Here is a 20,034-nt window from a genome sequence, read left to right on the forward strand (position 1 = left end):
CTCCTTATCCTTTATAAATCAGCGAAGCAACATCGACCGGTTTGCTGAAGATTTTTCTTTCCGTAAAGACGTCATAAAATTTCTGGAACCATTGCAGGTTGTCGCCTTTTAAATCGGGATACATCACAAAGCCCGGCAGCGGCACCTCTTTCACCAGTGCCGGTTCTATGCTGGTGTAACCGGCGACGTTTTCGCGAGCCTTGTCAGGATGTGCCGCAATGAATTCCACCGCTTTCTGATAAGCGGCAATAAACTTTTTGGTTTCTTCCGGTTTGCTGGCGATAAAACTGGAGTTCAGCGCCGCGGCGCCGCCGAACCAGGGCGCGTCTTCATTGCCGAGCACGTATTTAGAAATGACGCCGGTTTCCAGCGTGCGGGAAAGGTTTTTCATGCGCCCGACGGTGCCGGTGGGTTCGAGTGTATACACGCCGTCAATTTGTCCGGCGGCCAGCGCAGGTGCGTGCTGCCCGACCGGCAGTTCGATCACTGAAGGATTAGTGAAACCATTTTTCTCCAGAATGATCTTCGCCATCGTCACGTTCTGGATCCCCGGCCCGCAGGCGATCTTCTTACCTTTCAGATCGCTGATCGCTTTCGCAGTGCTGTTCAGCGGCACCAGAAATTCATCCAGAACCAGCTGATGATTGGACGGATTCGAGCAGATGATTTTGAACAAATCCGGTGAGGTGATAGCCCCCAGACCCAGCGCGCCTGTGGCCGTGCCGTTAGCGCACCCTTGGATCCTGCCGGTAATCATCCCCTCGACAATTTGCTGTGCGCTGGCGAATTTAACGCCTTTTACATTCAGTCCGGCTTCTTTAAAAAAGCCCTGTTCCAGCGCCACATATAACGGTAAACCGCCGACAATCGGCCAGTAACCAATGCGGATTTCATCGTCATCAGCTGCAAAGACCGAGGTCGGGATCATACCGCCAAGCGTGGAGACGCCGCCGGTGATGGCGAGCCATTTCATCAGCTGGCGGCGTTTTTTATCGACTTCAGGTTTGATGTTATTCATGGGCGGTTCCCTTAACGGTTATGCAGGCGCTGCAACTTGTACTGCAACTTGTATACATAACGTTAAGCACAGGGCGTGCCAGTTTATCGGCAGGAGGGAATAAGCGGGAATTCAGCGGGTTGGGAACAATGAGCGCACTGCGCTGGTGCGAATTTTGCGCAGTTGCTCACAATCAGGATCCATTGCGGAGCAGATGGCTAGCAATTTACCCGCCAGTTGCTCCGCAGGATAATCTGTCAGACTTTAAATTCACTGCTCAGGCGGCTGACGCCCAGACCGTTCACCTTAGTCACTTTGATTTGCACCGGAATACGGTCTTTCATCGCTTCCACATGGCTGATCACGCCAATGGTTTTGCCCGAGGCATTCAGGCTGTCGAGCGCGTCCAGCGCGGTATCCAGCGTATCGGCGTCGAGTGTGCCAAAACCTTCATCGAGAAACAGCGAGTCGATGCGGGTTTTATCACTGACCAGGTCAGACAGCGCCAGCGCCAGTGCCAGACTGACCAGGAAGCTTTCACCGCCGGATAAGGTGCGGGTATCGCGCACGGCGTCCGCCTGCCAGGTATCGACCACCTGTAATTCCAGCGCATCGCTGGTTTTGCGCTGCAACAAATATCGCCCGTGCAGTTTTTCGAGCTGAAGGTTCGCCAGATACACCAGATGGTCGAGCGTCAGTCCCTGCGCGAATTTACGGAATTTTGCGCCGTCGCTGGAGCCAATCATCTGATTCAGATAACCCCAGTCATCGCAGGTCAGCTGCGCCTGGGCAATCTGAGCTATCAGCGCCTGTTGTCCGCTGTGGCGTAATGTGTCACTTTCCAGCTGGTTTTTCACTTCGCCCAGACGTTGCTGTAAAGCTTTCAGCTGTTGCGTCAGTTCTGCCTGCTGCGCTGTCAGAACGTCAAGATCGCTTTCTGTTTCACTCAGATGAGCCGGGCGGGCAAGACGATGTTTTTCGAGCTGCTGACCGGCATCCGCCAGTAACGCCTGCGCCTGCGCCAGTTGTTGTTGCAGATTTTCTTTGCGTTGCTGAAGCTGCTGACGAAGTGCGTCATCCAGCAGCGCCAGTTTCACCGCGGCTTCATTGGCAAATCCGCTGGCACTCAGCGCCTGTTGCCACGCCTGCTCCGCCTGCGTCAGTTGTTCTGTGGCCTGCAACTGTTGCTGTTGCGTGCTCGCCAGTTGCCCGGCCAGCTGATCGCGCTGTTCCTGCGCTTTTTGCAATGCGGTTTGCGCGTCACTGACCGCTTTTTCTGCCGCCTGTTGTTGCTGATGTAAGTGCTCGCGAACCTGCGCCACCTGGCGGTTGCCGAACAGTTCAAGGCGTTGAGCAGTTAGTTCTGAAAGGTTTTTTTCGCCTTCTGCAAACAACTTTTGCAGCCGTTCGACGTCTTGCTGAGATTTCGCCTGCGTCTCTTCCAGCCGGGTAACGCGTTCGGTCAGCAATGCGCTTTGCTGCTGCACTTTCTGCTGCGCGTTCAGTGCGTCATTCAGGGCATCTTTCGCCTGTTGCAGCGCCCGGGCCAGCTGTTCGTGCTGGCTAATCAGCGCCTGCGATTGTTGTTCTTCTTCATCGCGGGCAGTCAGCCATTGAGTGATGTCGGCGGTATCATGTAGCGTAAACGTCAGGTTCAGCGGTGCGCTGAGCTGTTGCCAGTTTGCGGTATGCGCATTCAGTTGCTGCTGGTCTTGCTCCAGCTGGATTTGCAGCCGCGTTTGCTGTTCTTTCAGACTTTTAATTTTTGTTGCCAGTTCGATACCGCTGGCTTTTGCCGCATCGAACTCCAGTTGCATTTTCTCGAGGCGCTGCGCCGTTTCAGAGGGTTTGACCTCCTGATAATGTTCAATCGCCGGATGCGATGTGGAACCGCACAGCGGGCAGGCTTTGCCGCTTTGCAGATTCGCACGTTCGGCTTCGAGGCTGACGATCAGCATTTCCTGTTTATGCAGTGCCTTAACGTCGTTGAGATGCTCCAGCTGTTTCTGACATTGCAGGCGGATGGTGCCCAGACGCTGTTCTTCTTCAGCCAGTTGCGTCTGATACTGAACGAAATCTTTTTGCTGTTGCTGCACGCGCTGATTCAGCTGCGGGAAAATTTGCGCGAGTGAAAACAGCTGTTGCCGCACCGGACGCAGCTGCGTGAGTTCGGATTGTCGTTTCTGCAATGCTGCCAGCGGGTGCTGTTTTTCCAGCTCAGTCAGACGCTGTTGCGCAGTGTTGAGTGCGCCGGTCAGCGCTGTCTGGCGGGTCGTATGCTGGCGGCTTTCTTCGTCCAGCTTCTGTCGTTCGGCGGTCATTTGCACCAGCGTCGCGTTATGCTCACTGACAAGTTTCTGCACATCAGTGACAGACTGCTGTGTTTCAGTCAGTGATTTACGCAAACGGGTGATTTCGCCATCTAGCGGCAGGATTTTTTCTTCGATCAGCGTTTGGGTCTGACGCTGTTCTTCCGCCTGTTTCTGACGTGCCGTTTGCGACTGCTCCACAGCCAGATTCAGCGGCGTCATTTGCGCGATTTGCTGTTCCTGCTGCTGCGTCAGGTGCGCCAGTTGCTGCTGAAGACGTTGCGATTCATCCTGACAACGCTGGCGATCGTTGAGCAACGGACGCAGTTTTTCTGCCGGTTCGCTGCGCGCCAGTTGCTGTAACTGCGGCGCGGCGGCCAGATTTTCCTGCTCGGCGGCGGTCAGTTGTTGCTGAGATTGCTGCTGTTTTTGCTGCACCTGCTGCCACTGTTGCAGCCAGTTCAGATCCTGCTGGCGCTGTTGCGCCTGCTGACTGAGCGTGATTTCCTGCGCGTTCAGTTCAGCAAGTTGTGCTTCAAGCGTCTGGCGCTGTTCTTCGCTGAGCAGTTCGATCCCGGCCATGCGCTGGTGCAGACCATCAAGCGTTATCCGCGCTTCTTTATGTTGCTCAAATACTCGCTCAGACAGCAGCCCGTAAATTTCTGTGCCGGTCAGTTCCTCCAGCAGTTCGGCGCGGTCATTGGCATCGGCATTCAGGAATGCGGCAAATTGCCCCTGAGACAGCATCATGGATTTGGTGAAGCGACCGAAATCCAGCCCGGTCAGTGTGGCGATGGCATCGAGTTTATCGCGCACTTTATCGGCCAGAATTTTGCCGTCGGCCAGCAATGCCAGCTCTACTTTCGGTGCCTGCAGATTGCCGTCCGGCGAGTTTTTGGCGCGGCGCTGACTCCAGAACGCGCGATAACCGACGCCTTTGACTTCAAACTCCACTTCGGCCAGCGATTCGGCGGTGTGGCGCGTCATCAGCTCGTTCTGGCTTGGCGTGATGTTCAGCCGTGGCGTCTGATGATACAGCGCCAGACAGATGGCATCGAGCAGGGTGGTTTTCCCCGCGCCGGTCGGACCGGTGATGGCGAACAATCCGTTGCTGGCAAAAGGCTCAGCGGTGAAATCAATTTTCCATTCGCCTTCCAGCGAGTTCAGGTTTTTTAAACGCAAACTGAGAATTTTCATTGTGCGCTGTCCTCCGCATTCTGACCACTGGTGACCTGTTCAACAACCTGCGCAAACAGCGTGCGCATCCGCGCCTGACGCGGTTCGTCAGGATCCGGTTCCAGTGCCAGCCGTCTTTCAAAGACGTCACTGACGCTCAGTTCGCTGAGTGTCTCTTTTTCCTGTTGCTCAATGCTGTTGATACGCTGTTCTTTACTGCGGCGTAAAAGCACCACTTCTACTGGCAAATCTGCCGTCAGAGCCTGAATGCGGCGCTGAATATCACTGAGATAATCCTGCGTGGCGACTTCAATATCCAGCCACACCGGTTTGGCCGGATCGCCGCCTTCGAACTGCGCCAGTTGTTTTTCGATTTCTGCCAGCGAGCCTTTGATTATCTGCATGGGCTGGAAAACGGGAATTTCCAGCGTGTCGATGGCGTTGAGCGTCGCGCCCTCAAAGTCCAGTAAGTACACACTTTTGGCTTTACTCAGTTCATCAAAACTCAGCGCAATCGGCGAACCGCTGTAACGGATATGTTCGGTTTTGGCGACGCACTGTGCGCGGTGAATATGACCAAGTGCCACGTAATCGACCGGCGGAAACGCCTGCGCGGGGAAGGCATCGAGTGTGCCTATATAGATGTCGCGCACGGAATCGGAGGTGCTGACGCCAACCGTGGTCAGATGGCCGGTGGCAATGATCGGTAGCGAAACGCCGAGTTCGTCCCGTTTGGTCTGCGCGGCCTGCCACAATGCGTCATAATGCGCGGCGATGGCTTCCTGTAATGCCAGCTGTTTGTCGCTGCCGGATTGTCCCGCCTGACTGGCGAGCAAATCACGCGGACGTAAAAAGGGTATAGCGCAAAGTACCGCGCCAGGTTTTCCGTCACGCTGGTTGAGCACCAGAATCTGTTCTGAGAGGTTTTCACCGACGGTGGCAATCACCCGCGTATTCAGGCAGGAAAGCAGTTCTCGCGATTCATTGAGCGTGGCGACAGAATCGTGATTCCCGGCCAGTACAATCAGCTGACAGCCGGTTTGTTGCAGTTCGACGACGAAACGGTTGTAAAGCTCTCGGGCATAGCTGGGCGGCGAACCGGTATCGAATATATCGCCTGCCACAATCACGACATCTACCTGATGTTGCTGCACCTGACCGGTCAGCCAGCGCAAAAATGCCTGATGTTCGGCGGCGCGGCTTTTGGTGAAAAAGTACTGGCCGAGGTGCCAGTCTGACGTGTGGATCAGGCGCATGAGACTCCCGTATGGATCTGGATGACGACAATGGGGCAAAGTATAAACGTCGGCGGGGGACGCTGTCCCCGATAAATCAGACCAATTTCAGCGAGATGGCAGCTGAATAGAAGAAATGTCTCTGTCATATTTGACTGTAATGAACCATCCTTTCTATTCATAAATCTGTCACAAAACTGACGCATAATGGCGCCCGCAATCAAATAAAAGATCGCTAACCTATTGGCAGGACCTACGATGGCAAGACGTATACTGGTGGTTGAAGACGAAGCTCCAATCCGTGAAATGGTGTGTTTTGTACTGGAACAGAATGGCTATCAGGCAGTAGAAGCTGAAGATTTTGATTCAGCCGTTGGCCAGCTGGTAGAACCTTACCCTGAACTTATCCTGCTCGACTGGATGTTACCCGGCGGTTCCGGTATTCAGTTTATCAAACATCTCAAACGTGAAGCGCTGACCCGCGAAATTCCGGTCATGATGCTGACCGCCCGCGGTGAAGAAGAAGACAGGGTGCGCGGCCTGGAAGTCGGTGCCGATGATTACATCACCAAACCGTTTTCTCCAAAAGAACTGGTTGCCCGCATTAAAGCCGTGATGCGACGCATCTCGCCAATGGCGGTGGAAGAAGTGATCGACATGCAGGGTTTAAGCCTGGATCCGTCGTCTCACCGTGTGATGGCCAACGAGCAGGCGCTCGATATGGGGCCGACCGAATTTAAATTATTGCACTTCTTTATGACCCACTCCGAACGTGTTTACAGCCGCGAACAGTTGCTCAATAACGTCTGGGGCACTAACGTTTATGTGGAAGATCGCACGGTAGACGTGCATATTCGTCGTTTACGTAAAGCGCTGGAAACCAGTGGACATGACAGAATGATCCAGACTGTTCGTGGAACCGGATACCGTTTTTCAACGCGTTATTGAGTCCCCACAGCGGAGAATCTGTGTGCTAGAACGTTTGTCATGGAAACGATTGGCCGGTGAATTCTTTCTCTTTTGCCTGCCCGCGTTAATCCTCGGTATCTTCGTCGGCCATTTCGGCTGGCTCCTCTTTGCGTCGCTGCTGGCGGCGCTGGGCTGGAATTATTACAACCAGCTCAAACTCTCTCACTGGCTGTGGCTTGACCGCAGCATAACCCCGCCGAATGGCCGCTGGAGCTGGGAGCCTCTGTTTTACGGGCTAAACCAGATGCAGATGCGTAACCGCCGTCGCCGTCGCGAATTAGGTCAGCTCATTAAACGTTTCCGCAGTGGTGCCGAATCATTACCCGATGCGGTGGTACTGACGACGGAAGAGGGCAATATTTTCTGGTGTAACGGGCTGGCGCAAGATTTGCTCGGTTTCCGCTGGCCGGAAGATAACGGACAACACATCTTTAACCTGCTGCGTTATCCCGAGTTTCGTACCTGGATCCAGACCCGTGATTTCAGCCGTGCCCTGAATCTGCAACTCAATAACGAGCATTACGTCGAGTTTCGCGTTATGCCTTATTCCGAAGGGCAATTGCTGATGGTGGCGCGTGATGTTACCCAGATGCGTCAGCTCGAAGGTGCGCGTCGTAACTTCTTCGCTAACGTCAGTCATGAACTGAGAACCCCGCTGACTGTATTGCAGGGATATCTGGAAATGATGGAAGACGCCAAGCTGGAAGAGCCGTTTCGTACCAAAGCGCTGGACACCATGCAGGAGCAGACGCGGCGCATGGACGGGCTGGTCAAGCAGCTGCTGACATTGTCGAAAATCGAAGCGTCAGCAAATATCGATATGCACGAGAAAGTCGATATTCCGGTAATGCTCGGCATGCTGGAGCGCGAAGTGCAATCTTTAAGCGGTGGCCGTCACGAAGTGGTGTTCCGTGTAAACGAGAAACTGAAGGTCTTTGGCAATGAAGATCAGTTACGCAGCGCGGTGTCGAATCTGGTGTACAACGCCGTCAACCACACCCCGGCGGGGACGCGGATAGAAGTCAGCTGGCAACAAACGCCGCATGGCGCACAGTTCCAGATCAGTGATAACGGGCCGGGTATTGCGCCGCAACACCTGCCGCGCCTGACTGAACGTTTCTACCGTGTCGATAAAGCGCGTTCGCGCCAGACGGGCGGCAGCGGTCTGGGGCTGGCCATCGTCAAACATGCCCTGAGTCATCACAACGCCAAACTTGAAGTGATGAGTGAAGTCGGCGTCGGTACCCGCTTTATATTTACACTGGCACCGAAACTGATTGTTCCTCAGGAACAGGCCAGCCAAAGCGATGTGAAGGGATAAAAAGAAGCCACAGCCCACGCTGTGGCTTCTTTTAGCAGATGATCTGTAAACCTTTTTCTTCGATCAGCATCAGTAAGATCAGAGCAGCACCGGTGGGTTTGGTTTCATCCCGCTCCCATTTTTGAATGCTGTTAGCCGACATATTGATGAGTCTGGCCAGCACGCCCTGGCTGATTTTTTCTTTTTCCCGCAGCGCGCGTATACGTTCGGCAGAGCTTTCTGCAAAGGCTCTCAGCCTTTCCTCCTGTACGGCTTCATCCACAATGTTGTTAATTTCGCGCATCGTGGTTTGTGAAACGGTGCCCGACTCATGAAAACGCTGAGCTATGCGCTGTGCCTTGAGCAGAAGTTCATCAGTCATGTTGTTTTACCTCGATTATCAGTCCCAGATTTAAATCTTTAGAGAGCTGCATATCTGAAATATTTAAAAGTTCGCGAGCCAGTGATTTAAACACTCTTAAGGCAGGCTCTGAGATTTCACGCCCTGATTTTGGGACATTTTTCTTTTCCCATCCCGCCATAAAAAAGATTCGCTCGTCAAAGCGGAAAGCAATCAGTGCCCGGCCAAACCCTGATTTCGACCTTCCTGTCGGTGCAATTCTTTTCTTGTAAATGTTGCCAGAAAAATCTGCATCAAAAAGTCCGTTTGCCAGTTCATGTGCAGACTTGAGGATATCCTTTTCCCACAGTTTGCTATCGGTCATGAAGTCGTGAAAATCCTCTGTAACAAAAATACGTAAACCGTTCATGCCATCGTCCCTGGTAAAATAAACTATAGTATTTATTACTACAGATCGCAAGGCTGCAAATATTGTTCAGCATCATGAAACATCGCTAAGTGAACATGAATTTTATTCACGTCCCATGAAGATTCCTCTGTTGCCCGTGAAGCATCTGCATGACAGTATCCTGTTAAAGACGTTTAGACATCCAGATGTCTAAATATAACGTAAGGTAATTATTTACTTAATGAATCATTCGCATTTCGCCAATGGCGGGATGTCATAAGGAGTTCTTCATGCAACGTACAACACCTCCATTCCGCGCTGACGTCGTTGGCAGTTTCCTGCGCCCGGCCGCTATTAAAGAAGCCCGTAAGCAATTTCAGTCCGGTGAAATTGATGCCGCGCAACTGCGTGCCGTAGAAGATACCGAAATCCGCCGGGTGGTGGATTTGCAGCGTGAAGCCGGTCTGCAAGTGGTCACTGACGGGGAATTCCGCCGCGCATGGTGGCACTTTGATTTCTTCGAAGGTCTGGAAGGCGTTGAAGGTTACGATGCGGTGCAGGGGATCCAGTTCAACGGCGTACAGACTAAAGCACGCAGCATCAAAGTCGTCAGCAAACTCGGTTTCGGCTCACACCCGATGCTGGAAGATTTCCGTTTCCTGAAAAGCATCAGCGGAAGTGCAGTGCCGAAAATGACCATTCCAAGCCCGAGCGTGATGCATTTCCGCGGTGGCCGTAACGCGATCAGTAAAGAAGTGTATCCGGATCTGAAAGACTACTTTGACGATCTGGCGCAGGTTTACCGTGACGCGATTAAGGCGTTTTATGATGCCGGTTGTCGTTATCTGCAACTTGATGACACCGTCTGGGCATACCTGTGTTCTGAAGATCAGAAGAAACAAATCCGCGAACGTGGCGACTCTCCGGAAGAGTTAGCGCGCACTTACGCCGATGTGCTGAACAAAGCGATTGCCGGTAAACCGGATGATCTGGTGATTGGTCTGCATGTCTGTCGGGGCAACTTCCGTTCCACCTGGATTTCAGAAGGCGGCTATGAGCCGGTGGCAGAGATTCTGTTTGGTGGCGTGAACATCGATGCCTTCTTCCTGGAATATGACAACGAGCGTTCCGGAGGCTTTGAGCCGCTGCGTTTTATCAAAAAAGGCCATCAGCAGGCGGTTTTGGGTCTGATCACGACCAAATCCGGTGAGCTTGAACTGGCGAAAACGGTGGAGGCACGTCTGGCCGAAGCAGCAGAATATCTGGATATCAACCAGATTTGCCTCAGCCCGCAATGTGGTTTCGCTTCAACGGAAGAGGGCAACAGCCTGACCGAAGCGCAGCAGTGGGAAAAGCTGAAGCTGGTCGTCGATATCGCCGCCCGCGTCTGGTAATGCCAGGGCATGGTCGAATTTTGACCTTGTAAAAATGCTGTAAACTGTGCGTGAAATAACCTGAGAGTGGTGATTTCACGCATTTTTCGTCTTACCGGAGCATATCTTGTGCTTCATTAGTTCAAAAATCATACATATCATATGGCGTGTTTTTCGTTGTATTTAGTGAATATGCCTGTCTTATATTGTTAATCTGGTTAAACACTCTGCTTTTTGGATCTCGGCTTGCCTTTATACGCTATAAACGTTTACCTTAGCGTCCGCTGTCGCTCGATACTCCCTGCATAACAACGTAATTATCTGCATATCATCAGGCGTTTTTAGCTTACTTCGTTCCTCATCGGGTGCTCTCTGGCTCTTTTATGCCATTCATCCTTCTGACGACGTGGCACGGCGACGGCAACGGACACTTTATTCATTTGAACAGGCAACACGACACCAATCATGAGTACTCGTTTAACAAATAAAGATATTATGGCGCTGGGTTTCATGACCTTCGCCTTATTCGTCGGGGCCGGGAATATTATTTTCCCGCCAATGGTTGGCCTGCAGGCAGGTCATGACGTCTGGTGGGCTGCCGCCGGATTTATGATCACCGCGGTCGGACTCCCGGTGATGACGGTAATTGCACTTGCGCGCGTTGGCGGCGGTGTGGATGCCCTGAGTACGCCAATTGGTCGTGGTGCCGGTATTCTTCTGGCCACCGTCTGTTATCTGGCGGTAGGGCCGCTGTTTGCCACGCCGCGTACCGCAACGGTTTCGTTTGAAGTGGGTATCGCGCCGATGACCGGTGATGGCCCGCTGCCACTGCTGATTTACAGCGTGATTTATTTCAGCCTGGTTATCGGTATTTCCCTGTATCCGGGCCGTTTGCTTGATACTGTCGGACATTTCCTGGCACCGCTGAAAATGGTGGCTCTGGCTGCGCTGGGTATCGCTGCACTGCTGTGGCCTGCCGGTCAGCCAATGCCTGCTGTCGGTGCTTACCAGACCGTTCCTTTCTCCAGTGGCTTTGTAAATGGCTATCTGACCATGGATACGCTGGGTGCGCTGGTGTTCGGTATCGTTATTGTTAATGCCGCGCGTTCCCGTGGTGTATCTGATGCGAAATTGCTGACCCGTTATACCGTTCTTGCCGGTCTGATCGCTGGTCTGGGACTGATGCTGGTTTATCTGAGCCTGTTCAAACTCGGCGAAAACAGCGCCTCGCTGGTGCCGGATGCGACCAACGGTGCGGTTATCCTGCATGCTTACGTCGCTCATACTTTTGGTAGTGTTGGCAGCTTCTTCTTAGGTGCGCTGATTTTCATCGCCTGTATGGTGACAGCGGTTGGCCTGACCTGCGCCTGTGCGGAATTTTTTGCCCAATATCTGCCGCTGTCTTACAAAACGCTGGTATTCATTCTGGGTCTGTTCTCCATGCTGGTGTCCAACCTCGGGTTGAGCCATCTGATTGCAATTTCAGTGCCGGTACTGACCGCGATTTATCCGCCATGTATCGCACTGGTTGTGCTGAGCTTTACCTTGCGCTGGTGGAACAGCACCACACGCATTGTGGCGCCGGTCATGGTAGTGAGCCTGGTGTTCGGCATTATTGACGGTATTAAGGCTTCTGCTTTTGCTGATCTGATGCCAGCCTGGACCGCGAACCTGCCACTGGCTGCGCAAGGTCTTGCCTGGTTACCACCGTCATTATTAATGCTGGTACTGGTCGGGATTTATGACAAAATCAGCGGCCCGCGCAGCGTCACCGCGCACCAATGATTATCGGGTGAATGTTCGAAGACCAGAAAGAATGATCGTCTGAAGAATATTTAGCCAATCAGGCCACGGAGAACCCTTCCGTGGCTTTTTCATTGGCAGGCTAAAAGTCATTTTTTAGAATACGATTTTTGATAGTTAAAAAACAACACGGGTTAATGCACATGCAGCAAGAAGCTGAACAACCAACAGCGCAGAACGAAGCGCCGGGCACGAAGTTAAAACGTGGCCTGACAACGCGCCATATTCGCTTTATGGCACTGGGATCAGCCATCGGAACCGGACTGTTTTATGGCTCGGCAGATGCCATCAAAATGGCGGGGCCGAGTGTATTGCTGGCGTATCTGGTCGGTGGGATCATCGCGTTTATCATCATGCGCGCCCTCGGTGAGATGTCCGTTCACAACCCGCAGAGCGGTTCATTCTCCCGTTATGCGCAGGATTATCTCGGGCCGATGGCGGGTTACATCACCGGCTGGACGTATTGTTTCGAAATCCTGATCGTTGCCATTGCTGATGTGACGGCATTCGGCATTTATATGGGCGTCTGGTTCCCGGATGTGCCGCAATGGACCTGGGTGCTCAGCGTGGTGCTGATTATCGGCGCAATCAATCTGGTCAGCGTGAAAGTCTTCGGCGAGCTGGAGTTCTGGTTCTCCTTCTTCAAAGTACTGACCATCATCATCATGATCGTGGCAGGCTTTGGCATTATTTTCTGGGGCATTGGTAACGGCGGACAGGCGACCGGTATCCACAATCTGTGGAGCAACGGCGGCTTCTTCAGCCAGGGTATCATGGGGACGATTCTGTCGCTCCAGCTGGTGATGTTTGCTTACGGCGGCATTGAGATCATCGGCATCACAGCCGGTGAAGCTGAGAATCCAAAGCAATCCATTCCGAAAGCCATCAACTCTGTTCCGCTGCGTATTCTGGTGTTTTACGTGGGTACGCTGTTTGTGATTATGTCCATTTTCCCATGGAATCAGGTGGGTACGCAGGGCAGTCCGTTCGTTCTGACCTTCCAGCATATGGGCATTACGGCGGCAGCGGCTATTCTCAATTTCGTGGTGATCACCGCGTCGCTTTCTGCCATTAACAGTGACGTGTTCGGCGTGGGCCGCATGCTGCACGGTATGGCAGAGCAGGGACAGGCACCGAAAATGTTCAGCAAGGTTTCGCGTCTGGGGACGCCGTGGGTCACTGTCCTGGTGATGATGGCGGCGCTGCTGGTGGCGGTTTACCTGAACTACATCATGCCGTCAAACGTGTTCCTGGTGATCGCGTCTCTGGCGACGTTCGCAACTGTCTGGGTGTGGATTATGATCCTGTTCTCCCAGATTGGTTTCCGTCGCAAGCTGAGCAAACAGCAGGTTAAAGAACTGGAGTTTCCGCTGCGTGGCGGTGTTTACACCTCCGTGTTCGGTATCATTTTCCTGGTGTTCATCATTGGCCTGATTGGTTACTTCCCGGATACCCGTATTTCGCTGTATGTCGGGATGATTTGGGTTGTGGCGCTGCTGGTCGGTTATGCCTTTAAACTGCGCAATGACCGCAAAAAACAAGCGCTGGCGCTGAACAACAAAGCGTAAGCAAGCACTTACCTTCCGGTAAAGAAAAGCCCCCGGGATCTGATGATCCCGGGGGCTTTTTACTGTTTATAAATTTTATTAACGAAATCATTCTGGCTATATCAAGGCGGCAACTGAGTACATACTCGGGAGCTTACACAGGTAAGTGACCGGGGTGAATGAAGGCAGCCAACGCAGAAATAGCGTGAAGGATGCCGGTTAATAGCCGATGGCCGCACCTGCGGGGCGTCGCACATCATTCGCGCCGTACAGATAACCTTCGCGCACCTTGCCTGAAACTGCCGAGTCATTACCTGAGGTCGCGGATGTCACGCCAGCGGCACCCGGTAATCCCACCATAATCAGCTCTGCGGCACCCCACGGCGTTTGTTCCACCATTTTGTAACCCATCTTCTGCAGGATGTTCAGGCTGTCCTGTGAAACGCCGCGCTGCTCGTAATAGACTTCATCCGGCAACCACTGATGATGAATACGTGGCGCATTCACCGCTTCCTGCGGTGGCATACCGTGGTCGATAACATTCAGCGCCGTTTGCAGAGTGATGGTGATGATGCGCGAACCGCCAGGCGAGCCGAGAACCATGAAGGTTTTGCCGTCTTTGGTCACTAAACTCGGACTCATAGACGATAGTGGGCGCTTACCGGGGGCGATTGCGTTTTTAACGCCCTGCACCAGGCCGAAGAGGTTTTTCTCACCGACTTTGGTGGTGAAGTCATCCATTTCATCATTAAGGAAGAAACCGGTTCCTGGCGCGATGACCACAGAGCCAAACAAGCCATTAATGGTGTAAGTGGTTGAGACGGCGTTACCCATTTTATCGACGATAGAGTAATGGGTGGTTTCCGGTTTCTCGTGCGGTTCCATCCCCGGCTGAACGGCTGTGGAAGGCGTGGCTTTATCTGCTTCTATTTTCTTACGAATTTCTTCGGCGTAGCTTTTACTGATCAGGCGGTCGATCGGGTTTTTCACAAATTCCGGATCGCCAAGATAGGTATTGCGGTCCATGTAAGCATGGCGCATGGCTTCGGTGAGCACGTGAATCGACGCCGCTGAGTTGAAGCCCATGCTCTTGATGTCGTAGCCCTCAACGATGTTGAGAATTTCACACATTGTCACTCCACCGGAGCTTGGCGGCGGTGCGGACACGAATTTATAGCCGCGATAGCTGCAGGTGATCGGCGCGTCCTCAGTGACTTTATAGTTCGCGAAATCTGCCGCTGTCAGGATACCGCCGCCTTTTTTCGAGGCCGCTTCCACCGCTGCCGGGATTTTGCCTTTATAGAAAGCATCCGGCCCGTGTTTTGAAATAAATTCCAGCGTATTGGCTAAATCGGTTTGAACCAGTTTATCGCCCGGCTGTAGTGCGCTGCCGTCTTTACGCAGGAAAATGCGCGCTGCCTCAGGATCTTCTTTGAAGCGGTCAACCTTGGTATCAAGAATATCGGTATCGGCGCGGGTCAGCACAAAGCCCTGACGGGCAAGTTCAATCGCCGGTGCCATCACCTGCTGGCGCGTCAGTTTGCCGTATTCCTTCTGCACCGTATCCAGGCCCAGTACTGTGCCCGGTACACCCGCCGCGAGATATCCGTACAGGCTGGCGCCTTTTTTCACATTCCCGTCTGCGTCCAGATACATATTGGCGCTGGCGGCGGCAGGTGCGGTTTCGCGGAAGTTAATGAAAGTGTCTTTACCATCAGCAAGATGCACCGTCATGAAGCCTCCGCCGCCGATATTGCCACAACATGGGTTCACGACGGCCTGCGCGTAGCCAACGGCCACAGCGGCATCAATGGCGTTTCCGCCCATTTTTAGAATATCGACCCCGACCTGAGAGGCCAGATATTGCGAAGTGACAACCATGCCGTTTTTGGCTTCAACCGCAGGGCTGGACGCGGCGTACAACGGAAAGCTGGTCAGCAAGGTCAGCGCGATGAGTGATTTCCGTAACATAGGGGCTCCTGTTTATTACCCTGTCTAATGAGTCATAACCTTCAGGTTATTGTGTGATAACGCTTTTTTTGGGTGTTTTATCCGATCAGAACTATGCAAACTGCACGCCATAATGACCGGAGTGGAACATTTTCAGCGTAGACGTAAAACAGGCAAAACGGGGAGGGGGAAGGGGAAATTGTGATCGTGTCGGATGGCAGGCAAAAAAAACGGCCAGCTTAGCTGACCGTTATTGACCTTGAAATCCGTGAAGGGATTACAGGTTTGACGCGTTTTCTGTCAGGTATTTAGCCACGCCGTCCGGAGAAGCGCCCATACCTTTTTTGCCTTTTTCCCACTGAGCCGGGCACACTTCGCCGTGCTCTTCGTGGAATTGCAGTGCGTCAACCATACGCAGCATTTCGTCGATGTTACGACCCAGTGGCAGATCATTCACTACCTGGTGACGTACAACGCCTTCTTTGTCGATCAGGAAAGAGCCGCGCAGTGCAACGCCAGCGTCCGGATGTTCGATACCGTAGGCTTTCTGAATTTCGCGTTTGATGTCAGCAACCATCGCGTATTTAACAGGACCGATACCGCCTTTCTCAACAGGGGTGTTACGCCATGCGTTGTGAACGAACTCGGAGTCGAAGGACACGCCTACCACTTCTACGCCACGTTTCTGGAATTCTTCGTAACGGTGATCGAAAGCGATCAGCTCAGAAGGACAAACGAAAGTGAAGTCCATTGGCCAGAAGAAGATAACAGTAGGTTTGCCTGCAGTGTGTTTTTTGAAGTTGAAGTTTTCAACTACTTCGCCGCTACCGAGAACTGCTGCTGCGGTGAAGTCAGGGGCTGGACGAGTTACCAGAACCATAATATTACTCCTTATGAAACCCTTACGGGCGTCGTAGGTGAGAAGGAAGGGTGAACAAAACGACTGCCAGTATAGGGGCAACCCTCGGGTGAATAAACCCCATCGCACCAATCAATCAGATAGCATCCGGCTATCAGTCTTTGATGTAAGTCCCATACTTTTTTAACAACAACCTTTTGTATTGCAGGGAATTGCGGATGGAATCACAAAATTCGCGGTGTTTGTCAGATTTTCCGGTCTTTCGCCTGTTGCATCATGACCGGATAAAACTGCCAAAAAAGCTGTTCGAGAGCATCGTAATTGAGCTCGATATCATGGAAAGAACCGGTCAGCGCGCCGAGTTTTGGCCGCCGGTTAGCCATGCCGCGCAATACGTCGCCAATAAAAGGCAGCACGGCATAACGTTCCATCCAGCGTTCCGGCCATAAATACGCATTCAGATTCTGGAAACGTTCCGGCATTTCAGGCAACTGCGGCTCGATTTCCTGCTGGCAGTCGTCAAGAAAATCTTCCAGCGACTGTTGCGGATGAATTGTGGCCCAGTGACGTGAGAGAAAATGATCCCAGACCACATCGAGCGTGATGGGCGCGACGCGGCGAAAATCTTCACGAAAATAGCTGCGGGCAATTTTCACTTCCGGCAGCGAATCGGTCATGGTATCTACGCGGCGATGCATGCGGATCCCGCTGACAATTTCAGCTGAATATTGTCCGTCAGGATTGCCGCGAACGAAGTCAGCCAGCAGGTTGCCGGTCAGGGAACTTTGAGCCAGTGAGGCCAGATGGAGGTGAGCGAGAAAATTCATGACGGCAGTATAACGCAGGAAAGTTGATCTCTGACAGGGCAGCGGGTGCCTTTATTGACGCAGATGCTTGCAGGGGATGCCCCGTCCCTCTAGACTAAGCCGCCTGTTTTTGTCGTTAAGTGAAGTGAAAAGCCATGCGTGTTGCCGATTTTTCTTTTGAACTCCCTGAATCCCTGATTGCGCGCTATCCGCAGACCCAGCGCAGCGGCTGTCGTTTGTTGTCTCTGGACGGGCCGAGCGGTGAGTTAACGCACGGCGTGTTCACCGATATTCTCGATAAAATCCATCCCGGCGATTTGCTGGTATTTAACAATACCCGCGTGATCCCGGCCCGGGTGTTTGGCCGTAAGGTCAGCGGCGGAAAAATTGAAGTGCTGGTTGAGCGTGTGCTCGATTCGCACCGCGTTCTGGCGCATGTGCGTGCGTCCAAATCGCCAAAACCGGGTGCAGAACTGCTGCTTGGTGATAAAGAAGATATTAAAGCGACGATGGTGGCGCGCCACGATACGTTGTTCGAGCTGGAATTTAATGAAGATCGTGATGTCTTTACTCTGCTCAACGAAATCGGCCATATGCCGCTGCCGCCTTATATCGACCGCCCTGATGAAGATGCTGACCGTGAACTGTATCAGACCGTCTACAGCGAACGTCCGGGCGCGGTAGCTGCGCCAACCGCTGGCTTGCATTTCGATGAGCCGCTGATGGATGCGCTGAAAGCCAAAGGTGTGGAGTTTGCTTTCGTCACACTGCACGTGGGCGCAGGGACTTTCCAGCCGGTTCGCGTGGACACCATTGAAGACCACATCATGCACGCCGAGTATGCCGAAGTGCCTCAGGAAGTCGTGGATGCGGTGCTGGCGTGTAAAGCGCGCGGCAATAAAGTGGTGGCCGTGGGCACAACGTCTGTGCGTTCGCTGGAAAGTGCGGCGAAGGCCAGTGAAGATGCATTGATTGCGCCATTCTTCGGCGATACCAAAATCTTCATCTATCCGGGTTATCACTATCAGGTGATTGATTCCCTGATTACCAATTTCCACCTGCCTGAATCGACGCTGATCATGCTGGTGTCGGCGTTTGCCGGCTATAAAAATACGATGAATGCCTATCATCAGGCCGTCGCAGAGCAGTACCGTTTCTTTAGTTATGGGGATGCGATGTTCATCAACCGTAACCCGCTGGCGCCGCAGGAAGTGGTCGGCCAGTAGCCTTTTTGTAATTACCGGTCCGGACGCACTCGGTGCATTCGGGCTTTCTTTTCCGGGCATCATGCCACGGACTTAACCTCATCAGACTGTTTCTCTGATGCTGGAGGCAATGTGAAGTACGAATTAAGCACTACCGATGGCCGCGCACGTCGCGGACGTCTGGTCTTTGAACGTGGCGTAGTCGAAACCCCGGCCTTTATGCCAGTGGGTACTTACGGCACCGTAAAAGGCATGACCCCGGAAGAAGTAAAGGAAACTGGCGCACAGATTTTGCTGGGTAACACTTTCCACCTGTGGCTGCGTCCGGGGCAGGAAATCATGAAGCTGCACGGCGACCTGCATGATTTCATGAACTGGCACGGCCCGATCCTCACCGATTCCGGCGGTTTCCAGGTATTCAGCCTGGGCGCGATGCGTAAAATCAAAGAAGAAGGTGTGCATTTCCGCAATCCGATCAACGGGGATCCTGTCTTCCTGAGCCCTGAAAAATCGATGGAAATCCAAAACGATCTGGGTTCGGACATCGTGATGATCTTCGACGAATGTACGCCTTATCCTGCTGACTGGGATTACGCAAAACGTTCTATGGAGATGTCTTTGCGCTGGGCAAAACGTAGCCGCGATCGCTTCAACGAATTGAATAATAAGAATGCTTTGTTCGGTATTATTCAGGGCAGCGTTTACGAAGATTTACGAGATGTATCATTAAAAGGGCTGGTAGATATCGGCTTTGATGGTTACGCTGTGGGCGGCCTGGCGGTAGGTGAGCCAAAAGAAGATATGCACCGTATCCTCGAACACGTTTGCCCGCAAATCCCGGAAGACAAACCTCGTTATCTGATGGGTGTCGGTAAACCGGAAGATTTGGTGGAAGGCGTGCGTCGCGGTATCGATATGTTTGACTGCGTGATGCCAACGCGTAATGCGCGAAATGGTCATCTTTTCGTGACCGATGGCATCGTGAAAATCCGAAATGCGAAGCATAAAGATGACACGTCAACGCTCGACGAACACTGTGATTGCTACACATGTCGCAATTACAGCCGCGCTTACTTGCATCATCTTGACCGTTGCAACGAAATTCTCGGTGCGCGGTTAAATACGATCCATAATCTGCGCTATTACCAGCGTCTGATGGCCGGTTTACGCCAGGCTATTGAAGAGGGTAAATTAGAAGCGTTTGTGACAGACTTCTACGAGCGTAAAGGCAAGCCTGTTCCGCCTTTAAACTTCTGATTTCTTTTTCGTATCGGCATCTTCGAAAGGGGGTGCCGATTTTATAATTTCTTGAACCGGCATTATGGGGTATTGTGCGAGACGTTTCATCGCCAGACTCCGGGTCGGATTCTCGGTTTGTATTACATCAATTTGCTTCACAACAACAATGAGGGAATTTAAATGAGTCTTTTCATTTCCGATGCAGTCGCAGCGACCGGCGCACCGTCACAGGGAAGTCCTTACTCTCTGGTTATCATGCTGGTGGTTTTTGGTCTAATCTTCTATTTCATGATCCTGCGCCCGCAGCAGAAACGTTCTAAAGAACACAAAAAACTGATGGACTCTATCGGTAAAGGTGACGAAGTCATGACCACCGGTGGTCTGATCGGTCGCGTAACTAAAGTAGCCGAAACCGGTTATGTGGTTATCGCACTGAACGACACCAACGAAGTGATGATCAAACGTGACTTCGTGGCAGCAGTTCTGCCAAAAGGCACGATGAAGTCTATCTAATTTT

The 20,034-nt window shown here is 52.6% G+C and carries 16 protein-coding genes; 8 read left to right on the forward strand and 8 right to left on the reverse strand.

Annotation, left to right across the window (positions count from 1 at the left end; genetic code table 11):
- Positions 1-4 precede the first annotated feature (4 nt).
- The 3 genes from EC840_RS09040 to sbcD all read right to left on the reverse strand — a co-directional run bounded on the left by EC840_RS09040 (position 5) and on the right by sbcD (position 5,738).
- A complete protein-coding gene (locus EC840_RS09040; protein ID WP_132965028.1) occupies positions 5-1,018 on the reverse strand; it encodes an ABC transporter substrate-binding protein in 1,014 nt (337 codons plus the stop codon).
- 236 nt (positions 1,019-1,254) lie between these two features.
- Positions 1,255-4,503 (reverse strand): exonuclease subunit SbcC, encoded by a 3,249-nt coding sequence (gene sbcC / locus EC840_RS09045; RefSeq protein WP_132965030.1) that lies wholly within the window; start codon positions 4,501-4,503, stop codon positions 1,255-1,257.
- On the reverse strand, positions 4,500-5,738 hold the full coding sequence (gene sbcD / locus EC840_RS09050) for an exonuclease subunit SbcD (protein ID WP_132965032.1): 1,239 nt from the start codon (positions 5,736-5,738) through the stop codon (positions 4,500-4,502). The genes sbcC and sbcD overlap by 4 nt, the downstream gene beginning before the upstream one ends.
- Positions 5,739-5,975: 237 nt before the next feature.
- On the opposite strand from sbcD, the gene phoB reads away from it, so the two are divergent.
- Positions 5,976-6,665 (forward strand): phosphate response regulator transcription factor PhoB, encoded by a 690-nt coding sequence (gene phoB / locus EC840_RS09055; RefSeq protein ID WP_112287479.1) that lies wholly within the window; start codon positions 5,976-5,978, stop codon positions 6,663-6,665.
- A 22-nt stretch (positions 6,666-6,687) separates the two neighbouring features.
- The gene (gene phoR, locus EC840_RS09060) at positions 6,688-8,007 is read left to right on the forward strand and encodes a phosphate regulon sensor histidine kinase PhoR (protein WP_113876162.1); all 1,320 of its coding nucleotides are present in this window, start codon (positions 6,688-6,690) and stop codon (positions 8,005-8,007) included.
- A 31-nt stretch (positions 8,008-8,038) separates the two neighbouring features.
- Here the strand turns inward: phoR and EC840_RS09065 are convergent, their stop codons facing one another.
- Positions 8,039-8,368 (reverse strand): helix-turn-helix domain-containing protein, encoded by a 330-nt coding sequence (locus EC840_RS09065; protein WP_113876161.1) that lies wholly within the window; start codon positions 8,366-8,368, stop codon positions 8,039-8,041.
- A complete protein-coding gene (locus EC840_RS09070; protein WP_132965034.1) occupies positions 8,361-8,756 on the reverse strand; it encodes a type II toxin-antitoxin system RelE/ParE family toxin in 396 nt (131 codons plus the stop codon). Before EC840_RS09070 ends, EC840_RS09065 begins: the two co-directional genes overlap by 8 nt.
- 269 nt (positions 8,757-9,025) lie before the next feature.
- On the opposite strand from EC840_RS09070, the gene EC840_RS09075 reads away from it, so the two are divergent.
- The 3 genes from EC840_RS09075 (at position 9,026) to proY (ending at position 13,479) form a co-directional block, all read left to right on the forward strand.
- A complete protein-coding gene (locus EC840_RS09075; RefSeq protein ID WP_132965036.1) occupies positions 9,026-10,129 on the forward strand; it encodes a cobalamin-independent methionine synthase II family protein in 1,104 nt (367 codons plus the stop codon).
- A gap of 444 nt (positions 10,130-10,573) precedes the next feature.
- Entirely contained in the window at positions 10,574-11,893 is a 1,320-nt protein-coding gene (brnQ, locus tag EC840_RS09080; RefSeq protein WP_132965039.1) for a branched-chain amino acid transport system II carrier protein, read from the forward strand.
- A gap of 161 nt (positions 11,894-12,054) precedes the next feature.
- Complete coding sequence (gene proY / locus EC840_RS09085; protein WP_181955499.1) at positions 12,055-13,479, forward strand: proline-specific permease ProY; 1,425 nt, start codon at positions 12,055-12,057, stop codon at positions 13,477-13,479.
- A gap of 198 nt (positions 13,480-13,677) precedes the next feature.
- On the opposite strand, the gene ggt is transcribed toward proY, so the two are convergent.
- The 3 genes from ggt to EC840_RS09100 form a co-directional block, all read right to left on the reverse strand.
- Positions 13,678-15,429, reverse strand: a complete 1,752-nt coding sequence (gene ggt / locus EC840_RS09090) for a gamma-glutamyltransferase (protein ID WP_132965041.1) — start codon at positions 15,427-15,429, stop codon at positions 13,678-13,680.
- A 256-nt stretch (positions 15,430-15,685) separates the two neighbouring features.
- Complete coding sequence (locus tag EC840_RS09095) at positions 15,686-16,288, reverse strand: peroxiredoxin C (protein WP_095924927.1); 603 nt, start codon at positions 16,286-16,288, stop codon at positions 15,686-15,688.
- 224 nt (positions 16,289-16,512) lie between these two features.
- Positions 16,513-17,094: an ACP phosphodiesterase gene (locus EC840_RS09100; RefSeq protein ID WP_132965043.1), complete on the reverse strand. Its 582-nt coding sequence runs from the start codon at positions 17,092-17,094 to the stop codon at positions 16,513-16,515.
- A gap of 134 nt (positions 17,095-17,228) precedes the next feature.
- On the opposite strand from EC840_RS09100, the gene queA reads away from it, so the two are divergent.
- From queA to yajC, 3 genes are all read left to right on the forward strand, one after another.
- Positions 17,229-18,299 (forward strand): tRNA preQ1(34) S-adenosylmethionine ribosyltransferase-isomerase QueA, encoded by a 1,071-nt coding sequence (gene queA, locus EC840_RS09105; RefSeq protein WP_113876156.1) that lies wholly within the window; start codon positions 17,229-17,231, stop codon positions 18,297-18,299.
- Positions 18,300-18,410: 111 nt separating this feature from the next.
- Positions 18,411-19,535, forward strand: coding sequence for a tRNA guanosine(34) transglycosylase Tgt (tgt, locus tag EC840_RS09110; protein ID WP_015698345.1), 1,125 nt, complete (start codon positions 18,411-18,413; stop codon positions 19,533-19,535).
- A 162-nt stretch (positions 19,536-19,697) separates the two neighbouring features.
- Positions 19,698-20,030 carry a preprotein translocase subunit YajC gene (yajC, locus tag EC840_RS09115; RefSeq protein ID WP_013576670.1) on the forward strand — a complete coding sequence of 111 codons (333 nt, stop codon included), beginning with the start codon at positions 19,698-19,700 and terminating at the stop codon, positions 20,028-20,030.
- The last annotated feature ends 4 nt before the right edge of the window (positions 20,031-20,034 follow it).

The sequence above is a fragment of the Rahnella sp. JUb53 genome (genome assembly GCF_004346065.1).
Taxonomy (GTDB): domain Bacteria; phylum Pseudomonadota; class Gammaproteobacteria; order Enterobacterales; family Enterobacteriaceae; genus Rahnella; species Rahnella variigena.